23 protein-coding genes and 1 tRNA gene are annotated in these 19,699 nt (G+C 71.0%); 16 read left to right on the forward strand and 8 right to left on the reverse strand.

Going from position 1 to position 19,699, the window contains the following annotated elements; all coding sequences use genetic code 11:
* The first annotated feature begins 76 nt into the window (after positions 1-76).
* The 5 genes from dnaK to aroQ are packed head-to-tail and all read left to right on the forward strand — an operon-like array spanning position 77 to position 4,578.
* A complete protein-coding gene (dnaK, locus tag DX116_RS07485) occupies positions 77-1,924 on the forward strand; it encodes a molecular chaperone DnaK (RefSeq protein WP_119703495.1) in 1,848 nt (615 codons plus the stop codon).
* Positions 1,921-2,532, forward strand: coding sequence for a nucleotide exchange factor GrpE (gene grpE / locus DX116_RS07490; RefSeq protein ID WP_119703496.1), 612 nt, complete (start codon positions 1,921-1,923; stop codon positions 2,530-2,532). The genes dnaK and grpE overlap by 4 nt, the downstream gene beginning before the upstream one ends.
* A 23-nt stretch (positions 2,533-2,555) precedes the next feature.
* Entirely contained in the window at positions 2,556-3,683 is a 1,128-nt protein-coding gene (gene dnaJ / locus DX116_RS07495; RefSeq protein ID WP_119703497.1) for a molecular chaperone DnaJ, read from the forward strand.
* Positions 3,680-4,090 carry a heat shock protein transcriptional repressor HspR gene (locus DX116_RS07500; protein ID WP_119703498.1) on the forward strand — a complete coding sequence of 137 codons (411 nt, stop codon included), beginning with the start codon at positions 3,680-3,682 and terminating at the stop codon, positions 4,088-4,090. The genes dnaJ and DX116_RS07500 overlap by 4 nt, the downstream gene beginning before the upstream one ends.
* Positions 4,091-4,134: 44 nt before the next feature.
* Positions 4,135-4,578 (forward strand): type II 3-dehydroquinate dehydratase, encoded by a 444-nt coding sequence (aroQ, locus tag DX116_RS07505; protein WP_119703499.1) that lies wholly within the window; start codon positions 4,135-4,137, stop codon positions 4,576-4,578.
* 16 nt (positions 4,579-4,594) lie between these two features.
* On the opposite strand, the gene DX116_RS07510 is transcribed toward aroQ, so the two are convergent.
* The 3 genes from DX116_RS07510 to DX116_RS07520 form a co-directional block, all read right to left on the reverse strand.
* Positions 4,595-5,359, reverse strand: coding sequence for a hypothetical protein (locus DX116_RS07510; protein WP_119703500.1), 765 nt, complete (start codon positions 5,357-5,359; stop codon positions 4,595-4,597).
* A 123-nt stretch (positions 5,360-5,482) separates the two neighbouring features.
* A tRNA-Pro gene (locus tag DX116_RS07515) sits at positions 5,483-5,559 on the reverse strand.
* 14 nt (positions 5,560-5,573) lie between these two features.
* Positions 5,574-6,488 carry a metallophosphoesterase gene (locus tag DX116_RS07520; RefSeq protein WP_119703501.1) on the reverse strand — a complete coding sequence of 305 codons (915 nt, stop codon included), beginning with the start codon at positions 6,486-6,488 and terminating at the stop codon, positions 5,574-5,576.
* A gap of 50 nt (positions 6,489-6,538) precedes the next feature.
* On the opposite strand from DX116_RS07520, the gene DX116_RS07525 reads away from it, so the two are divergent.
* The gene (locus DX116_RS07525; RefSeq protein WP_119703502.1) at positions 6,539-7,000 is read left to right on the forward strand and encodes a GatB/YqeY domain-containing protein; all 462 of its coding nucleotides are present in this window, start codon (positions 6,539-6,541) and stop codon (positions 6,998-7,000) included.
* Positions 7,001-7,066: 66 nt separating this feature from the next.
* Here DX116_RS07525 and DX116_RS07530 read toward each other — a convergent pair whose 3' ends face one another.
* Positions 7,067-9,247 carry a transglycosylase domain-containing protein gene (locus DX116_RS07530; RefSeq protein ID WP_119703503.1) on the reverse strand — a complete coding sequence of 727 codons (2,181 nt, stop codon included), beginning with the start codon at positions 9,245-9,247 and terminating at the stop codon, positions 7,067-7,069.
* A gap of 168 nt (positions 9,248-9,415) precedes the next feature.
* On the opposite strand from DX116_RS07530, the gene DX116_RS07535 reads away from it, so the two are divergent.
* Positions 9,416-9,673 carry a WhiB family transcriptional regulator gene (locus DX116_RS07535; RefSeq protein ID WP_119703504.1) on the forward strand — a complete coding sequence of 86 codons (258 nt, stop codon included), beginning with the start codon at positions 9,416-9,418 and terminating at the stop codon, positions 9,671-9,673.
* A 53-nt stretch (positions 9,674-9,726) separates the two neighbouring features.
* Here DX116_RS07535 and DX116_RS07540 read toward each other — a convergent pair whose 3' ends face one another.
* The gene (locus DX116_RS07540) at positions 9,727-10,938 is read right to left on the reverse strand and encodes an ArsA family ATPase (RefSeq protein ID WP_119703505.1); all 1,212 of its coding nucleotides are present in this window, start codon (positions 10,936-10,938) and stop codon (positions 9,727-9,729) included.
* Positions 10,935-11,900, reverse strand: a complete 966-nt coding sequence (locus DX116_RS07545; RefSeq protein WP_119703506.1) for an ArsA-related P-loop ATPase — start codon at positions 11,898-11,900, stop codon at positions 10,935-10,937. Before DX116_RS07545 ends, DX116_RS07540 begins: the two co-directional genes overlap by 4 nt.
* A 109-nt stretch (positions 11,901-12,009) precedes the next feature.
* Here DX116_RS07545 and DX116_RS07550 point away from each other — a divergent pair, with 109 nt between their 5' ends.
* From DX116_RS07550 to DX116_RS07570, 5 genes are all read left to right on the forward strand, one after another.
* On the forward strand, positions 12,010-12,165 hold the full coding sequence (locus DX116_RS07550; RefSeq protein ID WP_118397113.1) for a DUF4177 domain-containing protein: 156 nt from the start codon (positions 12,010-12,012) through the stop codon (positions 12,163-12,165).
* The gene (locus DX116_RS07555) at positions 12,162-12,626 is read left to right on the forward strand and encodes a RidA family protein (RefSeq protein WP_119703507.1); all 465 of its coding nucleotides are present in this window, start codon (positions 12,162-12,164) and stop codon (positions 12,624-12,626) included. Before DX116_RS07550 ends, DX116_RS07555 begins: the two co-directional genes overlap by 4 nt.
* Entirely contained in the window at positions 12,623-13,444 is an 822-nt protein-coding gene (locus tag DX116_RS07560) for an NUDIX hydrolase (RefSeq protein WP_119703508.1), read from the forward strand. Before DX116_RS07555 ends, DX116_RS07560 begins: the two co-directional genes overlap by 4 nt.
* A complete protein-coding gene (locus DX116_RS07565; protein ID WP_119703509.1) occupies positions 13,441-14,211 on the forward strand; it encodes an MBL fold metallo-hydrolase in 771 nt (256 codons plus the stop codon). Before DX116_RS07560 ends, DX116_RS07565 begins: the two co-directional genes overlap by 4 nt.
* A gap of 170 nt (positions 14,212-14,381) precedes the next feature.
* Complete coding sequence (locus tag DX116_RS07570; RefSeq protein WP_119703510.1) at positions 14,382-15,011, forward strand: hypothetical protein; 630 nt, start codon at positions 14,382-14,384, stop codon at positions 15,009-15,011.
* Here DX116_RS07570 and DX116_RS07575 read toward each other — a convergent pair.
* Positions 15,008-15,685, reverse strand: coding sequence for a Crp/Fnr family transcriptional regulator (locus DX116_RS07575; protein ID WP_119703511.1), 678 nt, complete (start codon positions 15,683-15,685; stop codon positions 15,008-15,010). The two genes, DX116_RS07570 and DX116_RS07575, sit on opposite strands and share 4 nt — an antisense overlap.
* A 125-nt stretch (positions 15,686-15,810) precedes the next feature.
* Here DX116_RS07575 and nth point away from each other — a divergent pair, with 125 nt between their 5' ends.
* The 4 genes from nth to DX116_RS07595 all read left to right on the forward strand — a co-directional run bounded on the left by nth (position 15,811) and on the right by DX116_RS07595 (position 19,229).
* Positions 15,811-16,518 (forward strand): endonuclease III, encoded by a 708-nt coding sequence (gene nth / locus DX116_RS07580; protein ID WP_199715953.1) that lies wholly within the window; start codon positions 15,811-15,813, stop codon positions 16,516-16,518.
* Positions 16,519-16,594: 76 nt separating this feature from the next.
* On the forward strand, positions 16,595-17,242 hold the full coding sequence (locus DX116_RS07585) for an NUDIX hydrolase (RefSeq protein ID WP_119703512.1): 648 nt from the start codon (positions 16,595-16,597) through the stop codon (positions 17,240-17,242).
* Positions 17,239-18,411 (forward strand): MarP family serine protease, encoded by a 1,173-nt coding sequence (locus DX116_RS07590; protein WP_119703513.1) that lies wholly within the window; start codon positions 17,239-17,241, stop codon positions 18,409-18,411. The genes DX116_RS07585 and DX116_RS07590 overlap by 4 nt, the downstream gene beginning before the upstream one ends.
* Positions 18,408-19,229 carry a hypothetical protein gene (locus tag DX116_RS07595; RefSeq protein WP_147393612.1) on the forward strand — a complete coding sequence of 274 codons (822 nt, stop codon included), beginning with the start codon at positions 18,408-18,410 and terminating at the stop codon, positions 19,227-19,229. The genes DX116_RS07590 and DX116_RS07595 overlap by 4 nt, the downstream gene beginning before the upstream one ends.
* Positions 19,230-19,232: 3 nt before the next feature.
* On the opposite strand, the gene DX116_RS07600 is transcribed toward DX116_RS07595, so the two are convergent.
* Positions 19,233-19,664: a phage holin family protein gene (locus DX116_RS07600; RefSeq protein ID WP_119703515.1), complete on the reverse strand. Its 432-nt coding sequence runs from the start codon at positions 19,662-19,664 to the stop codon at positions 19,233-19,235.
* Positions 19,665-19,699: the final 35 nt, after the last annotated feature.

Raw genomic sequence — 19,699 nt, forward strand, 5'->3', positions numbered from 1 at the left:
ACTCAAGTCTTGTGACACCTCATCGTGAGGGCTCGTCTTGAGGTCCCACAGTTCACCCACAGCAGGAGGAAACACCATGGCAAGAGCGGTCGGAATTGACCTGGGCACGACCAACTCGGTCGTCGCCGTTCTCGAGGGTGGCGAGCCCACCGTCATCGCGAACGCCGAGGGCGCTCGCACCACCCCGTCCGTCGTCGCGTTCGCGAAGGACGGAGAAGTCCTGGCCGGCGAGGTCGCCAAGCGCCAGGGCGTGACCAACGTCGATCGCACGATCCGTTCGGTCAAGCGTCACATCGGCACCGACTGGTCGACCGACATCGACGGCAAGTCGTTCAACCCCCAGCAGATCTCGGCCTTCATCCTCCAGAAGCTGAAGCGCGACGCCGAGGCCTACCTGGGCGAGACGGTCACCGACGCGGTCATCACCGTGCCGGCCTACTTCAACGACCACCAGCGCCAGGCCACCAAGGAGGCCGGCGAGATCGCGGGCCTCAACGTCAGCCGCATCATCAACGAGCCCACCGCGGCCGCCCTGGCCTACGGCCTCGACAAGGCCGACGACCAGACGATCCTCGTGTTCGACCTCGGTGGAGGCACCTTCGACGTGTCGCTGCTCGAGATCGGCGACGGCGTCATCGAGGTCAAGGCCACCAGCGGCGACAACCACCTCGGTGGTGACGACTGGGACCAGGCCATCGTCGAGTGGCTCGTCAACCGCTTCAAGAGCAGCACGGGCGTCGACCTGACCAAGGACAAGATGGCTATGCCGCGCATCCGCGAGGCCGCCGAGCGCGCCAAGATCGAGCTGTCCAGCTCGTCGAGCACCGCGATCAACCTGCCCTACATCACGGTCCAGGACGGCAACCCCGTCTTCCTCGACGAGACGCTCACCCGCGCCGAGTTCGAGAAGATCACGTCCGACCTGCTCGAGCGCACCAAGGCGCCGTTCAACAGCGTCATCAAGGACGCGGGCGTCCAGCTCAGCGCGATCGACCACGTCGTGATGGTCGGCGGCTCGACCCGCATGCCGGCCGTCACCGAGCTGGTCAAGAGCCTCACCGGTGGCAAGGAGCCCAACAAGGGCGTCAACCCCGACGAGGTCGTCGCGATCGGCGCCAGCCTGCAGGCCGGCGTGCTGAAGGGCGAGGTCAAGGACGTCCTGCTGCTCGACGTCACCCCCCTGAGCCTCGGCATCGAGACCAAGGGCGGCGTGATGACCAAGCTCATCGAGCGCAACACCACGATCCCGACCAAGCGGTCCGAGGTGTTCACGACAGCCGACGACAACCAGCCGTCCGTGGCCATCCAGGTCTACCAGGGCGAGCGCGAGATGGCGGCGGGCAACCAGCTGCTGGCGACGTTCGAGCTGACCGGCCTGCCGCCGGCTCCGCGCGGCGTCCCGCAGATCGAGGTCACCTTCGACATCGACGCCAACGGCATCGTCAACGTCTCGGCCAAGGACCGCGGCACGGGCAAGGAGCAGTCGATGACGATCACCGGCGGCTCCGCGCTCAGCAAGGACGACATCGACAAGATGGTCCGCGATGCCGAGCAGTACGCCGAGGAGGACCGCAAGCGTCGCGAGCAGATCGAGACCCGCAACCAGGCCGAGTCGCTCGCGCACTCCACCGAGAAGTTCCTGGCCGAGAACGGCGACAAGGTCGGCGACGAGGTCAAGACCGAGGTCCAGGCCGACCTCGACGCGCTCAACGAGGCGCTCAAGGGCGAGGACGCGGACGCCGTGCAGGCAGCCGTGACCAAGCTCGGCGAGTCGAGCTCGAAGATGGGCGAGGCGATGTACGCCGCCGCGGCCGCCGAGGCCCAGGCCACGGGTGCCGATGCTCCCGCGGGGGAGTCGGCCGATGACGACGACGTCGTCGACGCCGAGATCGTCGACGACGAGGACGACAAGGGCGCCAAGTGACCGAGCCGACCGACGGCCCGGCCCCCGAGCAGGAGAACCTCGAGCCGGCTGCTGAGGAGCAGCCGGCCGAGGCTCCCGCCGAGCCCAGTGCCCCGACCGCGGAGCAGCAGCTCGCCGAGCGCACGCTCGACCTGCAGCGGCTCCAGGCGGAGTACGTCAACTACAAGCGCCGCGTCGACCGCGACCGCGAGCTCGTCCGCGCCCAAGGAGAGGCTGCCGTCCTGCAGTCGCTCCTCACGGTGCTCGACGACATCGCCCGCGCCGACGAGCACGGCGAGCTGACCGGTGGCTTCAAGGCCGTCGCCGACTCGCTGCAGCAGGCGGTCACCAAGCACCAGCTCGAGGCGTTCGGCGCCAAGGGCGACGCCTTCGACCCGTCCCTGCACGAGGCGGTGTTCCACGCCGGCGAGTCCACCGAGGTCGAGGTGACCTCGGTCGACACCGTCATGCGCACCGGCTACCGCCACGGAGAGCGGGTTCTCCGGCCGGCGACGGTCGGCGTGGTCGATCCGGCCTCGTCGGCCGGCCCGGTCGACGAGGCCGAGGTCGATGTCGAGGTGCCCGACGACGCGTCGTCGCTGACCGGCGACGAGACCGACGAGAAGTAGCAAGCACGGGAAAGGAGGACGGGATGGCGGCAAGCGACTGGGCGACCAAGGACTTCTACAAGGTCCTCGGCGTCAAGAAGGACGCATCTCAGGACGAGATCAAGAAGGCATACCGCAAGCTGGCGCGGGACAACCATCCCGACTCCAACCCCGGCAACAAGGCTGCCGAGGAGCGCTTCAAGGGCGTCTCCGAGGCGTACGCCGTGCTCTCGTCACCTGACAAGCGCAAGGAGTACGACGAGCAGCGCTCGATGTTCGGTCAGTTCCGCGGGGGCGGGGGCCCCACGGGCTTCCGCCCCCCGGGCGGCGGCCAGCCCGACTTCGACGTCAGCGATCTGCTCGGCGGCCTCTTCGGAGGCGGTCGAGGGAGGTCGCGGCGTCCCCAGCCCCGCAAGGGTGACGACCTCGAGACCGAGGCCACCATCACCTTCCAGCAGGCCGTCGAGGGCGCCACGCTCCCGCTGCGCACCACGAGCGACGAGGCCTGCGCCACCTGCCACGGCACCGGTGCCAAGCCCGGCACCACCCCGAAGGTCTGCTCCAAGTGCCAGGGCAGCGGCATGCAGACCGGTGCCGCGGGCGGCCTGTTCGCGATGACCGAGCCGTGCGACCAGTGCCGCGGACGCGGCCTGGTCGTCGAGCACCCGTGCGACGTCTGCCGGGGCTCGGGCCGTGCTGCCTCCAGCCGCACGCTCAACGTCAAGGTGCCTGCCGGGGTCAAGGACGGCCAGCGCATCCGCCTGAAGGGCAAGGGCGGCAAGGGCGACAACGGTGGCCCCAACGGTGACATGTTCCTGCTGGTGCACGTCGAGCCGCACGAGACGTTCGGCCGCAAGGGGGCCAACCTCACCATCACGGTGCCGGTGGCCTTCGACGAAGCGGCACTCGGCGCTCAGATCCAGGTGCCGACCCTCGACGGGCCGCCCGTGCGCATCCGCATCCCCGCGGGCACGCCGAACGGCCGCACCTTCCGCGCCAGCGGCAAGGGGGGTACGACGTCGGCAGGTGGCCGCGGAGACCTGTTGGTGACGGTCGAGGTGCAGGTGCCGACCGAGCTGTCCGATGCCGAGCGTGCGGCCGTCGAGGCCCTGCGTGAGGCGCGAGGCGCCGTCACCCCGCGTGACGGACTGTTCGAGGGGGTTGCCTCGTGACGACGCAGTCGCCGCGGCCCGGTCAGGGTGCCGACGGCTTCCAGCCGCCGGGGCCCGAGGCCAAGGTCTTCGTCATCAGCGTCGCCGCCGAGCTGTCTGGGCTGCACCCCCAGACCCTGCGCACGTACGACCGTCTGGGTCTCGTGGCTCCGGGTCGCACGGGCGGAGGTGGGCGGCGCTACTCGCTGCGCGACATCGAGCTGCTGCGCACGGTCGCGCGGCTGACGGCCGAGGGGCTGGGCCTCGAGGGCGTCAAGCGGGTCATCGAGCTCGAGAACCAGGTGCTGGCGCTGCAGGCGCGGGTCGCCGAGCTGCAGACCGAGCTCGCGCAGTCGCAGCAGGTGCAGAACCTGCCGGCGCTCATCGCCGACAATCAGGTCGTCATCTGGCGCTCGATGCGCCGCTGACGTCCTACGACTCCCTGCTCGCCGGCACCCGATACCGTGGGCGCGTGAGCACCTCGCAGCGCATCCTCCTGGTCAACGGCCCCAACCTCAACCTCCTGGGCACCCGTGAGCCGGAGGTCTACGGGCACCACACGCTGGCCGACATCGAGACGCTCGTCGGCGAGACGGCCGCCGAGCTGGGGCTCGAGGTGCGCAGCGTGCAGAGCAACCACGAGGGCGTGCTGATCGACGCGATCCATGCCGCCCGCGACGACTGCGCCGGAGTGGTCATCAACCCCGGCGCCTTCACCCACACCTCGATCGCGCTGCGCGACGCGCTGCTGGCCGTCGAGCTGCCGGTCGTCGAGGTCCACCTGTCGAACGTCCACCGGCGCGAGCCGTTCAGGCACCACTCGTACGTGTCCGACATCGCCGAGGTCGTCGTGGTCGGAGCCGGCATCGACGGCTACGCCTTCGGCGTCCGTCAGCTGGGTCGCGTGCTGGCCTGAGGCCGAAGTTCGGGACTCACTCGTCGTGGGGTCGCTGCTCGGCGAGGTCGACCAGCCAGTGCGAGAGCGCGTAGCCCGCGACGCCGATCAGCGGCACGATCGCGAGGCCCGCCACGCCGTCGAGCAGGTCGATGAACAGCCCGAGCATCGCGATGATCGCGAGGATCACGGCCAGGAAGCTGGTGAGCCGGGCCGACGGCGTGCCGAAGCCGCGCAGCAACGCCTCGCCGGCGAACAGGCACACGACTGCGACGGTGACGAAGGTCAGCCCGCCCCAGAGCCCTCCACCGGACGAGACCCCGCGGACGGCCTCGAAGACCTGCAACGACAGAGCGGCGAGCAGCACGGCGACGAGTCCGACCACGGCACCCGTGACGACCGACGCGAGGTAGGGGTTGACGTGCGGCAGTCGCCACGCGGCAGCGGCGCGGGCGCGACCGGCCACGAAGCGTCCGGCCGTGCGTGATCGGACCGATACCTGGTCGGCGGTCGCCCACCACGCCCGCCCGGCGACGTCACGCGCACCGGCGGTCCTGGCCCGGACGTCGATCGTCGGCATCGGGCGCCTGGTCTGCGAGCCGCCGGTCCTCGGCGCAGGCGCCGAGGGGTTGGACGGTGCTGCCTTGGCCTTCGGCGCGGGTCGCGCGGCGGTCGCCACGGGACGTCCGTAACGGATCGTGGGAGCGGGCTCGGCGGCGGGCCTGGGGGCGCCCGGACGTACGACGGTCTTCTTGACCACCTTCTTGACGACCCGCCGAGGGGGCTGCTGCTCGTCCACCATGCGGCCAGTTTGTCACAGCGTGCGTCACGTCACAGCGCCCGCGAGCCCGGTCGCCGGCGGCCATCCCGCGCAGACGACGAAGCCCCGGCCTGCTCTCGCAGGGCCGGGGCCTCGTGATCCTCCTGGTCGGGCTGACAGGATTTGAACCTGCGGCCTCGTCGTCCCGAACGACGCGCGCTACCAAACTGCGCCACAGCCCGATCGTGCTTGCCCCCTACGAGAGGGAACCGGACGAGTCTATCCCAGTGAGGGTGAGCAGTGTTGCCTCGGGGCGGCATGCGAAGCGCACCTGCGCGTACGGCGACGTGCCGAGGCCTCCCGACACGTGCAGCCAGGACGGGTCGTGGCCCGCGGTGCGGTGCGTGTGCAGGCCTCGCGCTCGGGCCCGGTCGAGGTCGCAGTTGGTGACGAGAGCGCCGTAGAACGGGACGCGCAGCTGCCCGCCGTGCGTGTGCCCAGCCATGATCAGCGGGTAGCCCGAGCGGTTCCACCGGTCGAGCACCCTCAGGTACGGCGCGTGCGCCACGCCGATCGCGAGGTGGGCCGAGGCGTCGGCCGGACGTCCGTCGAGCACGTCGTACTCGAGGTGCGGATCGTCGACCCCCGCGAACGACAGGCGCCGGCCCGCGACCTCGACCTCGGCGTGCCGGTTGTTGAGGTCGACCCAGCCACGCTGCGTGAACGCGGCCCGCAGCTCGTCGAAGGGCAGGTCGCGCTCGCGGGGGATCTCGCCGGCCGAGCTGACGCCGGTGCCCCCGGTCAGGTACTTGACGGGGTTCTTGCGGGTGGGCGAGAAGTAGTCGTTGGAGCCGAACACGAACACCCCGGGCACGTCGAGCAGGTCGCCGTAGGCGGAGAGCACCGACGGGACGGCGTCGAGGTGGGCCAGGTTGTCGCCGGTGTTGACGACGAGGTCGGGACGCAGGTCGGCGAGCCCGCGCAGCCACTGCTGCTTGCGGTGCTGTCGAGGTGTCATGTGGGTGTCGGACAGGTGCAGGACGCGCAGGGGCGACGATCCGGCCGGCAGCACGGGGACGGTCACGGTGCGCAGCGTGAACGCCCGGGTCTCGGCGACGGAGTACGCCAGGGTGGCCGCGGCGGCAGCGACGGGCCACAGGAGGGGACGCATGCGCTCAGCCTGTCACAGGAGCGGCGGGGACGCGGTGGGACACTGGGGACATGTCAGCCCTCAAGGACCAGCTCCACGCCGATCTCACCACCTCGATGAAGGCGCGCGACGCGCTGCGCACCTCGACCCTGCGGATGGTGCTCACCGCCATCACCAACGCCGAGGTCTCGGGCAAGGAGGTCCGCGAGCTCACGGACGACGACGTCCTGACGGTGCTGGGCGCCGAGGCCAAGAAGCGCCGCGAGGCGGCTGCCGCCTTCGCCGAGGGCAACCGGCCCGAGCTGGCCGAGAAGGAGACCGCCGAGGCCGAGATCCTGGCCGAGTACCTGCCGGCGCAGCTGGGTGCCGACGAGATCGCCGCGATCGTCACGGCCGCCGTCGAGTCGGCCGGAGCCTCAGGTCAGGGCATGAAGGCCATGGGACAGGTCATGGGCATCGTGTCGCCGCAGGTCAAGGGGCGGGCCGACGGCGGTGCCGTCGCCGCCGAGGTCAAGCGCCAGATCAACCCCTGACCCGCCTCCCCCGAGCCGAAGCCGCCCCCTGAGCCTGTCGAAGGGTCAGGGGGCGGCGTCTGCGTCTCAGCCGCGGTCGCGACCTCGGCCGCCCCGGCCGCCGCGGTCGTTCTTCTTCTTGCTGTCCGCCCTCTGGGCGACCGGCTGCCGCTTGGGCGGAGTGTCGAAGTTGACCGGCGTCAGGCTGCTCTGGATCTTCTTCATGGCCTTGGCCCACATGGGTCCGGCCAGCGACGATCCGCCGACGGCGTTGAAGTCGAGCAGCTTGCCGTTGATCGTCACGCCGGCCAGCGACTTCGGCCGGCCGTTGAGATCGGCCTTCTTGTCGTTGGTGACGACGCCGGCGATCATCGAGGCCGTCGCGAGCTCGGGGGTGTAGCCGGCGTACCAGACGGCCTTGTTGTCCTGGGCCGTTCCGGTCTTGGCCGCCGACGGCACCGACAGGCCCGTGCCGTTGGAGTAGCCGAAGCCGCCGGGCTCCTGCACGCCGCGCAGGATGTCGTTGATCTGGGCGGCCTGGTCCTTGGTCATGACCCGCTCGCAGCTGGGCTCGAACTTCTTGAGCACCTGGCCGCTGGAGTCGACGATCTCGTCGACGGGTCGGGGCTTGCAGTACATGCCGCCGGAGGCCGGCGTCGCGTAGGCGGCGGCCATGTCGAGAGGGCTGACGTCGGTGACACCGAGCGTGAACGGGCCGACCTGGTCGTCCTTGCGCACCTTGATGCCCATCGACTCGGCCGCACGCACGACGTTGCAGAGACCGGCCTGCTTCTCGAGCTGCGAGAAGTAGGTGTTGACCGACTCGCGCGTGCCGTTGTACATGTTCTTGCGACCGGACGTCGTGGAGTTGTTGACCTTCCACTCGCTCGTGCTGAGGCCGTCGCAGGTCGTGTACGAGCCGACCGGCATGGTCATGCTCTTGGGCGAGTTGTAGCTCTGGCCGACGTCGATGCCGTTCTTGAGCGCGGCGGCGACGGTGAACATCTTGAAGGTCGAGCCGGCCGGGAAGCCGCCCGACTGACCGTAGGCGGTGGGGACGACGAAGTTGATGAACGACTCGCCCTTCTTCTTGCTGCGGCCCATCGGACGCGACTGGGCGACGGCGCGCACCTTGCCGGTGCCGGGCTCGACCATGGCGAGAGCCGCGATCGCGCCGTCGGTGCTCTTGACCGTGGAGGTGACGGCGTCGTCCGCGGCCGACTGCATGCTGAGGTCGATGTTCGACTTGATCGTGAGGCCGCCGCGGTCGAGCTTGGCGCGGCGCTCCTCGACCGTGGCGCCGAGCGCGGGCTGCGCCATGAGCCACTGGCGGGCGTAGTCGCACGAGAACTCGCCCACGACGCCGAGGCAGCCGTTGGGGTACTCGGTGAGCTTGAGGCCCAGGCCGGACGCCTGGTACTTCTTGGCGTCGGCCGGAGAGATCTTGCCGAGCCGGGCCATGACCGCGAGCACCGTGTTGCGACGCTGCAGGGCGGCCTCGGGGTAGGCGTTGGGATCGAGCTTGACGGGGTTCTTGACCAGGCCCGCGAGCGTCGCGGCCTGCCGGGCGTTGAGCTCGTTCGGGGCCTTGGAGAAGTAGTGGCTCGCGGCGGCGCTGATGCCGTAGGCGCCGTCGCCGAAGTACGCCAGGTTGAGGTAGCGCTCGAGGATCTCCTTCTTGGAGTGCTTCGACTCGTACTCGATCGCGAGCTTGAGCTCACGGATCTTGCGCGCCGCGGACTGCTTGGTCGCGGCCCGCTGCTGCTCCTTGGTGGTGGCCTGCGACAGCAGGGTCAGCTTGACGAGCTGCTGCGTGATCGACGATCCACCCTGCGTCTGGCCCTCGGAGGCGTTGTTGACCAGGGCGCGCGCCGTGCCCTTGACGTCGAGCGCGCCGTGCTCGTAGAAGCGGGCGTCCTCGATCGACAGGATCGCGTCCTGCATGACCGGTGCGATGTCGGCCAGAGGGACGTCCTGGCGGTTCTCGTTGTAGAAGTACGCGATCAGGCTGCCGTCGGACGCCAGGAGCCGCGACGTCTGCGCGTTCGGCTGGTCCTTGAGCTCGAGGGGGAGCGACAGGACGTCGTCGGTGACCTGCGTGGTGGTCATGGCGACGATCGCCGTGGTCGGGATCAGGATCAGCGCGACGAGCAGGCCGGCGAGGCCTGACAGGCGGGCCATCGCCGCGATCAGGACGGGTTTGCGTCTGCTCTGCGTCTCCGACTGGGCTGCGCGGCGCAGCGAGTCGCGAAAGTCGTCCGAGGCCATGCCGCTCAGCCTACGTGACGCGCGCCAGCGGACAGTGCCGACGACAACGTGTCTAGTCCTTCGGGACTAGGGAAAATGACTAGGAACGCTCTGACGTGCAAGGGACCAAGTTCCTAGGTTTGTATCAACCAACTTCGGCCACTGGGGCCGGTCTCGGGGAGGTTCATCATGTGGAACGAAAACTGGGCTGCTGACGCCGCGTGCCGGGGCAAGTCCGACGCGCTGTTCGTCAAGGGCGCCGAGCAGAACCGCGCCAAGCAGGTCTGCGGCACGTGCGAGGTCCGGGCGGAGTGCCTGGCCGAGGCGCTCGACAACCGGATCGAGTGGGGCGTGTGGGGCGGCATGACCGAGCGCGAGCGTCGTGCGCTGCTGCGTCGTCGTCCCAACGTGACGGCCTGGCGCAACGTCCTGCAGGTCGCCGTCTGAGCTGACGCCGGTCGGGCTCCGCCCGATCGGTTGCCGCCCGACCGCGTGCTGGGTCAGACGCCGTCGCCGGCGAGCAGGTCGCCGATGCGGCGCAGCCCGTCGAGGTCGTGCACGTCACCGGCCAGGGCTGCGACCGACACCGTCGGGACGCCCGGGTGCGCCGCGCCGAAGCGCCGCTTCAGCCGCTCCTCGCGCGCTGCCACCCGCATGCGCTCGGCGTGGATCATCAGCAGCTCTCCCGCGGTGCGGTCGTCGTCGGCCGAGCCGTCGACCAGCCTCTGTGCCGCCGACTCCGCGTCGACGGCGCTGATGCCGCCGGCACCGGTCTCGTGGACGCGGTTGACGACCAGGCCGGCCAGCGGCATCTGCTCGCCGGCGAGCCGTTCGACGAAGTAGGACGCCTCGCGCATCGCGGCGGGCTCGGGTGCGGCCACCACGACGAAGGCCGTGCCGCGGGCCTGCAAGAGCGCGTAGGTGCCCTCGGCCCGCTGGCGGAAGCCGCCGAAGAGGGTGTCGAAGGCGGCGATGAACGTCTGCATGTCGGTGAGCACCTGGGCGCCCAGGATCTTGTTGAGCGCACTCGTGACGATGCCGAAGCCGGCGCTGATGAGTCGCGCCGGGCCCTTGGCAGGAGCCAGCAGCAGCTTGATGAAGCGGCCGTCGAGCATCGACGACAGGCGGTCGGGTGCGTCGAGGAAGTCGAGGGCCGAGCGCGACGGGGGCGTGTCGACGACGATGAGGTCCCAGCGGCCGGTCGCGTGCAGCTGGCCGAGCTTCTCCATCGCCATGTACTCCTGCGTGCCCGCGAACGAGCTCGACAGGGCGACGTAGAACGGGTTGGTCAGGATCTGCGCGGCCTTCTCGGGCGTCGCGTGCTGCTCGACGACCTCGTCGAACGTCCGCTTCATGTCGAGCATCATGGCGTCGAGCGAGCCTCCGTCGAGGGCCGCGCCGGTGACGGGTCGGGGGGTGTTGTCGAGCTCGGTGAGACCCATCGACTGGGCGAGGCGTCGTGCGGGGTCGATCGTCAGCACGCAGACCGAACGCCCCTTCTCGGCGGCGCGCAGGGCGAGGGCCGCGGCGGTGGTGGTCTTGCCGACGCCGCCGGAGCCGCAGCACACGACGATGCGGGTGGCCGGGTCGTCGAGCAGGGCGTCGACGTCGAGGCGGCCCCCGCTCGAGGTGCCGGTGCCGCTGCCGGTGCCACCGCGCGGGGACGTCCGACCCTTGCGGGTCGATGGGCTGGTCTGGGCCTTGCCGGTCATCGCAGGTCTCCCAGCTGCTCGGCGAGCTCGAACAGGGCTCCGAGGTCGATGCCGTCGCTGAGCAGCGGCAGCTCGACCAGCGGGCGTCCGCAGTCGTCGAGGATCTCGCGCTGGGCGTCCTGCAGGCGCTGGCGCTCGAGGTGCGCCTCGCCCTCGGCGATCAACGCCTCGGCGACGGTGACGTCGCGCTCGAGGCCGATGGCCGCCAGCACCGACGCGACCTCGGCCGGACGCACCGAGCCGGCGGCGAGAGCCTTCTGCGAGACGCCCGACAGCACGGACGGGCGGACGAGGTTGAGGATGACGTGACCCACGGGCAGCCGCTCGGACGTGAGCTCGGCGATGCCGTCGATGGTCTCCTGCACCGGCATCTCCTCGAGCACCGTGACGAGGTGCACCCGGGTCTCGGGGGCGCGCATCATCTCCATGATCGAGTCGGCCTGGCGACGGATCGGCCCCACCTTGGCCAGCCCGGCGACCTCGGAGTTGACGTTGAGGAACCGCGTGATGCGTCCGGTCGGGGGTGCGTCCATGATGACGGCGTCGTAGGTGAACCGGCCGCCGGTGCGGCGCCGCGCGGCCTCGTAGACCTTGCCGGTCAGCAGCACGTCGCGGACGCCGGGGGCGATGGTCGTGGCGAAGTCGATGATGCCGAACTTGTCGAGGGCCTTGCCGGCCCGGCCGAGCCGGTAGTACATCGCCAGGTACTCGAGCAGGGCGGCCTCGGGGTCGATCGCGAGCGCGTAGACCTCGCCGCCGCCCAGGCCGACCGCGATCTTGCGCTCCTCGTAGGGCAGCGGCGGCACGTCGAACAGCTGCGCGATGCCCTGGCGACCCTCGACCTCGCAGAGCAGGACCTTCTTGCCCTGGCCCGCCAGCGACATCGCGAGCGCAGCGGCCACGGTCGTCTTGCCGGTGCCGCCCTTGCCGGTGACGACATGGAGCTGGGTGGATTGGGCCACGTCCCGAGCCTACCGACGGCAGGGGATACCGCCTCTCGATCAGGGCTCGGACGACCGTGACCCTCATCGCCTCGCGACCCGCGTCCGTCCGTCCCGATACAGTCGGCCCATGACGAAATGGGAGTACCTCACCGCGCCGGTCCTCGTGCACGCCACGAAGCAGATCCTCGACAACTTCGGTCAGGACGGCTGGGAGCTCGTCCAGATCGTCCCGGGCATGAATCCCGAGAACCTGGTCGCCTACTTCAAGCGACCGGTCGCATGACCTCCGCGGTCGAGCGTCGGCTGGCCGACGCGGGGCTCGAGGTCCCCACCGTCCCGGCACCCGTCGCGGTCTACGTCCCGGCCGTGCGCACGGGTTCGTACGTCTACACGTCCGGCCAGCTGCCGCTCAGCGCCGGCGAGCTGGTGGCCACCGGCAAGGTGGGCGCAGAGGTGACGCCGCAGGTGGCCTACGACTGCGCCCGCCAGAGCGCCCTCAACGCCATCGCGGCGGTCAAGTCGGTCATCGGCGACCTCGACATCGTGGTGCGGGTCGTCAAGGCGACGGTCTTCGTCGCGAGCACGCCCGACTTCACGGGGCAGCCGGGCGTCGCCAACGGTGCCAGCGAGCTGTTCGGCGTGGCGTTCGGCGACGCGGGTCAGCACGCGCGCAGCGCGGTGGGTGTCCCGGTCCTGCCCCTCGACGCCCCGGTGGAGGTCGAGCTCGTCGTCGAGGTCGCATGAGCCTGGTCCCGCTGCCCGACGCCCTGCGGGCTGCGGCCGTCGATCCGCCGCAGCCTCCGGTGCCGGCCCGCGACGCGGCGACGATCGTGGTCGTCCGCGACGGCGACCAGGGCGTCGAGGCCTACCTCATGCGTCGCCAGACCAGCATGGCGTTCGCGGCCGGCATGTACGTGTTCCCGGGCGGAGGCCTCACGACGTCCGACGTCGAGCACCGGGTGCCGTGGGTGGGCCCGGACGCCGAGCAGTGGGGGGCGCGGTTCCGCTGCGACCCCGCCCTGGCCAAGGGCCTGGTCGTGGCCGCGGTGCGCGAGACGTTCGAGGAGACCGGCATCCTGCTGGCCGGCCCCGACGCCGACACGGTGGTGTCCGACACCAGCGACGGCGAGATACAGGCGGCGCGCCTGGCCCTCGACACGGGTGAGGTGAGCTTCGCCGAGTTCCTGTCGTCACGTGGCCTGGTGCTGCGCGCCGACCTGCTGGGTGCGTGGGCGCACTGGATCACGCCCGAGTTCGAGCCGCGCCGCTACGACACCCGCTTCTTCGTGGCGGCCCTCCCCGCCGGGCAGCGCGTCGGCGAGATGAGCCGCGAGTCCGACCATGCCGCGTGGGTGCCGCTGTCGCGGGTGCTGGCGGCCGTCGAGGCGGGCGAGGCGGCGATGATGCCGCCGACGGTCACGGCGTGCCGCGAGGTCGCCGCGCACACGGCAGCCACGGTCGTGGCGGCCTCGCAGGGGCGCGAGTTCCCGACCGTCCTTCCGCGCCTGGTGCTGGTCGACGACCGGCCCTATCTCGAGACCGACCTGGGAGAGAGCCCATGAGCGTCCGCAGCACCACCGTCACCGACCGCGCCTCCTTCGTCCTGGCCGCCAACCCCGGCCTCATGACGCTCGACGGCACCAACACCTGGATCCTGCGCGAGCCGGGCGCCCGGCGATCGATCGTCGTCGATCCCGGCCCGGACGACGACGACCACCTGCGCTCGGTCGTCGAGGCCGCCGGCGAGGTGGGGCTCGTGCTGTTCACCCACCGGCACCACGACCACACCGACGCGCTCGACCGCATCGTCGAGCTGACCGGTGCGCCGGCCCGCGCGCTCGACCCCGACGTCACCCGCGGTGCCGAGCCGCTCGCCGACGGCGAGACGGTCGAGCTCGACGGGCTGACGATCGAGGTCGTCGCCACCCCGGGGCACACGACCGATTCCACGTGCTTCCTGGTCGGTGCCGAGGCCTCGCTGCTGAGCGGCGACACGGTCCTGGGGCGCGGCACCACCGTGATCGCCCACCCCGACGGCGTGCTGGGGCCCTATCTCGACTCGCTGGCCCACGTCCGCGAGCTCGTCGCCGAGGGGCTGGTCGAGCGCATCCTGCCGGGCCACGGCCCCGTCGTCGACGACCCGGCGGCGGTCGTCGACTTCTACCTCGAGCACCGGGCCGAGCGCCTCGACCAGGTGCGGGCGGCCGTCGAGGCCGGCGCGACGACGGCCCGCGAGGTCGTCGAGACCGTCTACCAGGACGTCGACCCGTCGCTGTGGCCCGCAGCCGAGATGAGCGTCGCTGCCCAGCTCGACCACCTCCGCGCCTAGACCCGTCCCCAAGAATGGGCGCTTTTAGCCCGCCACATCGCGCTCCGAACCAGATGCGGCGGGCTGTTCCCGCCAGATCGCGCGTCCACAGGGGCCGTGCCGACCCGGCGTCGTCCACAGGCAGCTGACGCGAGCGTGCGCGGTGCGGCCCGATCGGGTGACGCTCGGGCATGCTCACCGTCCCGTCCGAGCTGCACGGTCGTCCCTTCACCGCCTCGCAGGCCGCGGAGGCCGACGACCGCGAGCTGCTGCGCATCGGCGACTGGCTCGTGCGGAGGGATCACGTCGACCTGCTCGAGCTGCGCGGCTTCGTGCTGGAGCAGCACCTCGACGGGGTGCAGCGTGCACGGCGCGTCGCACCGCTCGTGCGCGAGAACGTCGACTCGGCCAAGGAGTCCGACGTGCGCTGGATCCTCTGGTCGTCCGGGCTGCCGGTCCCTGAGCCCGACCTGCCGATCGTCGACGAGCACGGGGTGCGGGTCGCCCGCGGAGACCTGGTCTACGTCCGGTGGAACGTCGTGGTCGAGCACGGCGGCTGGCACCACGAGCGCGACGCCGACCAGCGCCAGCGCGACCACCTGCGTCGCGAACGGCTGGAAGCTTTCGGCTGGCGCGTCATCGTCGTCACGGTGAAGGACTTCGACGACGAGCGGTCCATCGCCTGGCGTGTCCACCAGGCGCTCGTCGAGCGTGGCTACCGCGGCGCCCGCCCGAGATGCGGCTGGCAGGACCCCCCGAACTCACGGACGGCGAGAATCGGCGGGCTACATCCGCCACATCGTGGGGACGGAGGGGGCTAGCGGGCGCGGCGCTGGAGGCGCTCGAGGTCGAGGATGACGACGCTGCGCGGCTCGAGACGCAGCCAGCCGCGGCTGGCGAAGTCGGCCAGAGCCTTGTTGACGGTCTCGCGCGAGGCGCCGACGAGCTGGGCCAGCTCTTCCTGCGTCAGGTCGTGGTTGACGTGGATGCCGTCGTCGGCGCGACGGCCGAAGCGCGACGCCAGGTCGAGCAGCGCCTTGGCGACGCGGCCGGGGACGTCGCTGAACACGAGGTCGCCGACGACCTCGTTGGTGCGGCGCAGGCGGCCGGCCAGCTGGTTGAGCAGCGCGTGCGCCACGTCGGGGTGCGCGTTGAGCACCGGGCTGAGCGCCTCGTGGCCCAGGCTCTTGAGCTCGACGTCGGTGACGGCCGTGGCCGTCGCCGACCGGGGGCCGGGATCGAAGAACGACAGCTCGCCGAACATCTGCCCGGGGCCGAGGATCGCGAGCAGGTTCTCGCGACCGTCGGGCGAGGTGCGGCCGAGCTTGACCTTGCCCTCGGTGACGACGTACAGCTGGTTGCCGTCGTCGCCCTCGTTGAACAGGATCTCGCCACGGCGCAGGCTCGACGAGGACATCGAGGACTCGAGCGCGCTGGCCACCTCGTCGTCGAGGCCGGAGAACAGCGGTGCCTGGCGGAGAACGTCGTCGGTCACGGTCTTCCCTAACGGTCGTGTATCAGGGGTCACAGTACGTGCACCCTTGCGAAGTTTCCCACACCGAGGCGGTCAACGCCGCTATACGCGCCGAGCCACGTACGCTTGAGCCTGTGCCGACGACCGTGAGCAGACCGGACACGGCCCTGGTCCGCCGCGCACGCAAGGTCCACCGGGTGCTGGCCGAGACCTATCCCGACGCCGGCTGCGAGCTCGACTTCACGACGCCGTTCGAGCTGCTCGTCGCGACGGTGCTGTCGGCGCAGACGACCGACCGCCGTGTCAATGCCGTCACCCCCGGGCTGTTCGCCCGGTGGCCCGACCCGTCCGCGATGGCGTCCGCCCCGCGCGCCGAGCTCGAGCAGGTGCTGCGTCCCACGGGCTTCTTCCGGGCCAAGACCGACAGCCTCCTCGGTCTGTCCGCCGCGCTCGTCGAGCGCCACGACGGGCAGGTCCCCGGGCGCCTGGACGAGCTCGTGACGTTGCCCGGCGTGGGACGCAAGACCGCCAACGTGGTGCTGGGCAACGCCTTCGACGTCCCCGGCCTGACCGTCGACACCCACTTCGCGCGGCTCGTCCGGCGCTTCGAGTGGGTGCCCCCCGAGATCGCGAAGGACGCGGTCAAGACCGAGCACGCGATCGCGGCGATCTTCCCGCGCAGCGACTGGACGATGCTGAGCCACCGCCTGATCTGGCACGGACGTCGTCGCTGCCACGCCAAGAAGCCCGCGTGCGGGGCGTGCCCGGTCGCCCGCTGGTGCCCGGCGTTCGGCACCGGCCCGACCGACCCGGTCGAGGCCGAGTCGCTCGTCACGACCCAGGGCCCGGCATGACGCCGATGGCCGGTGCGTGGGCGACCATGGTCGTCGTCCGACGACACCTGACCGACCGACTCCTGGGAGCGACGCGATGACGGCCGAGACCCTGCCACCGTGGCTCCGGCCCCTCGCCGAGCTCGCCGGCTCGGTCGAGGCGTCCCAGCTGTCGCCGCGGTTCCCGGACGTCCCGTCCGATGCGCGTCCGGCCGCCGTGCTGCTGCTGTTCTCGGAGGGCCCGGACGGCGGCGAGCTGCTGCTGACCGAGCGCGCGACCACGATGCGCAACCACGCGGGCCAGATCGCCTTCCCGGGGGGCAAGTCCGATCCCGAGGACGCCGACGCCGTCGCCACGGCCCTGCGCGAGGCCGAGGAGGAGGTCGGCGTCGACCCGTCCACGGTCGAGGTCTTCGGCACCCTGCCGACGCTGTGGCTGCCGCCGAGCAACTTCGCGGTCACCCCGGTGCTCGGCTACTGGCGCACGCCGATCCCCCTGCGTCCGGTGAGCGACCAAGAGGTCGTGACGGTGCTGCACCAGCCCATCGGCGACCTGCTCGACCCGAGCAGGCGCTTCAGCGTGGCGCACCCGTCCGGCTGGCGCGGCCCGGCCTTCGAGGTCGGCACGCCGATGCCGCTGTGGGGGTTCACCGCCGGCATCATCGCCCGCCTCTTCGAGGTGCTCGGCTGGGACCGACCCTGGGACGAGTCCGTCACGCGTCCGCTGCCCGAGCTGCCCAGATGAACTCCCTCGACGTCATCATCGTGGTGGTGCTGGTCGCCTACGCCGTGTCGGGCTACTTCCAGGGATTCGTCGTCAACCTCGTGGCCACGGTCGGCCTGCTGATCGGCGGACTGGTCGCGCTGGCCGTCGTCCCCCGGCTGCTCACGCGCGACATGCCGACGCTGTCGAGCTCGCTGCTGGCCCTGGGTCTGGTCATCGGCGCGGGTGCCGTCGGGCAGGCCGTCGGCACGCTCGTCGGCTCGTCGCTGAGGCGCCGACTGACGTGGCAGCCGCTCCGCTCGCTCGACGCCGTGGGCGGCAGCGTGCTGAGCATCGTGGCGGTGCTGTGCGCCGGGTGGGCGCTGGGCTACTCGGTCAGCGGAACGTCGATCCCGTACCTGTCGACGGCTTCGCGCGACTCGTCGATCCTCGAGAAGGTCGACAGCGTCATGCCGGCTCGTGCGACCTCGGTGCTGAGGTCGTTCAACGAGGTCCTCGACTCCAACCTGTTCCCGCGGTACATCGACCCGTTCGAGTCCGAGGACATCGCCCAGGTGCAGGCGCCCGACGAGGCGACCCTGCGCAGCGCCGGGGTGCGGCGGGCCAGGGGCAGCGTCGTGAAGGTCCTCGGCCAGGCCAGGTGCGACCGGGGCATCGAGGGATCGGGCTTCGCCTACGCCGACGGTCGCGTCATGACCAACGCCCACGTCGTGGCGGGCGTCAGGTCCCCGTCGATCGTGGTGGACGGCCGGCAGGTGCCCACACGGGTCGTGCTGTTCGACAAGGAGCTCGACATCGCGGTGCTGGCCGTCGACGGCGTCGATCTCGAGCCGCTCGACTTCGACCGGTCCGGCGAGGCCGGCCAGCCCGCCGCCGTGCTGGGCTACCCCGAGAACGGGCCGTTCGATGCTCGGGCCGCGCGCATCCGCAACCAGATGCGCCTGCGCAGCCCCGACATCTACGACCGCGGGCAGGTCGTCCGGCAGACCTTCTCGGTGCGCAGCCTGGTGCGGTCGGGCAACTCCGGCGGGCCGCTGGTCTCCGAGAAGGGCGACGTGCTCGGCGTCATCTTCGCGGCATCGGTCTCCGACAAGTCCACGGGATACGCGCTGACCGCCGACCAGGTCGCGGCCGATGCCCGCAAGGGTGCCTCGGCGACGGCGGCGGTCTCGACGGGGGAGTGCGCATGAGGACGTTCACGTCGTTGGTGGCGGGGCTCGTGGCGACCGTCGCGGCGATCGTGTCGGTGCCGTTGTTCTGGGTGTCGACGAACGTCGTCGACGAGGACGGCTACGTGGCGTTCAGCAGCTCGCTGGCCACCGACCGCGAGCTGCAGGCCGCCGTCGCGGCCTACATCGCCGACGACTACGTGCAGCGGGGCCTGCTCCCGGCGTCGCTGCAGCAGACGGCTGCCTCGGTGCTGACGAGCGTCGCCCAAGGCACGGTCGACCAGCCCGGGTTCGTCCGAGCGTGGGAGCAGACCCAGCGCAGTCTCCACACGTCCGCCTTCGGCGACGGCAGCGGCACGCTGACGGTCAGCCTGCAGCCGATGATGCAGTTCATCGCGGCGCGGGTCGGCTCGCGCCTGCCGATCTCGCTCGACGTCACGACCGACATCCAGGCGCCGGTCGGGACGTCCGCCGACCGGTCGCGGTTGCGCCAGGTCGAGCGCTCGCAGACCTACGCGCTGCTCGGCCTGATGGTCGTCCTGGCGTCGGCGGCCCTCTGCCTCGTGTCGGCCCGGCGTCGGACGATGGCGGTGGCGGGCCTCGGGCTGGGGGCTCTCGTCACGGCCGGCGTGCTGCGGGTCGCGACGGAGATCGTCACGCCCCAGCTAATCGACCGGGCCGAGACGCTCAACCCGTTCGCGCGCCAGGTGCAGAAGCTGCTGCTCGACCGCGCCTCCGCATCGCTGGCGGCCTGGCTCGGCTGGATCGCGCTGGTCGGAGCCGTGGCCCTGCTGGCCGGTCTGCTGGGCCGGGGCGCGGCCGCGCTCAGGAGCCGGTAGCCGTCAGCGCCGGTGGCTCGGCGCGGGCACGACCGGCGTGGCGGGCGTGCCCGTCTCGCCCTTGAGCGCCGAGGGGATCTCCTTGGCCGCGGCGATCGTCTTCTCGGGTGCGCTGACCTTCTTGATCAGCCTGACGCCGACCAGGATCAGCACCACCGCGAGCAGCAGGTAGATGCCCGCGACGATCAGGAACGCCCAGGCGGGGTCGAGACCGGCCATCACGATGAAGTACGCCACCGAGATCGACAGCATCACGATGATGAGCAGCCCGAAGAACGCCGACACCAGGAACAGCGCGGCCCCGATGCCGCCGGCCTTGACGCTGACCCGCAGCTCGCTCTTGGCCAGCGTGATGACCTTCTGGAGCAGCAGCGTGATGTCTCGAAGGGCGTCGCCGATCAACCGGCCGATCGTCGGTTCGTCCTGGGTGCTCATACCTGCGAGCCTACAAGCGATCGGGGCGAGCGCGC

The organism is Aeromicrobium endophyticum (genome assembly GCF_003586285.1).
Taxonomy (GTDB): Bacteria; Actinomycetota; Actinomycetes; order Propionibacteriales; family Nocardioidaceae; genus Aeromicrobium; species Aeromicrobium endophyticum.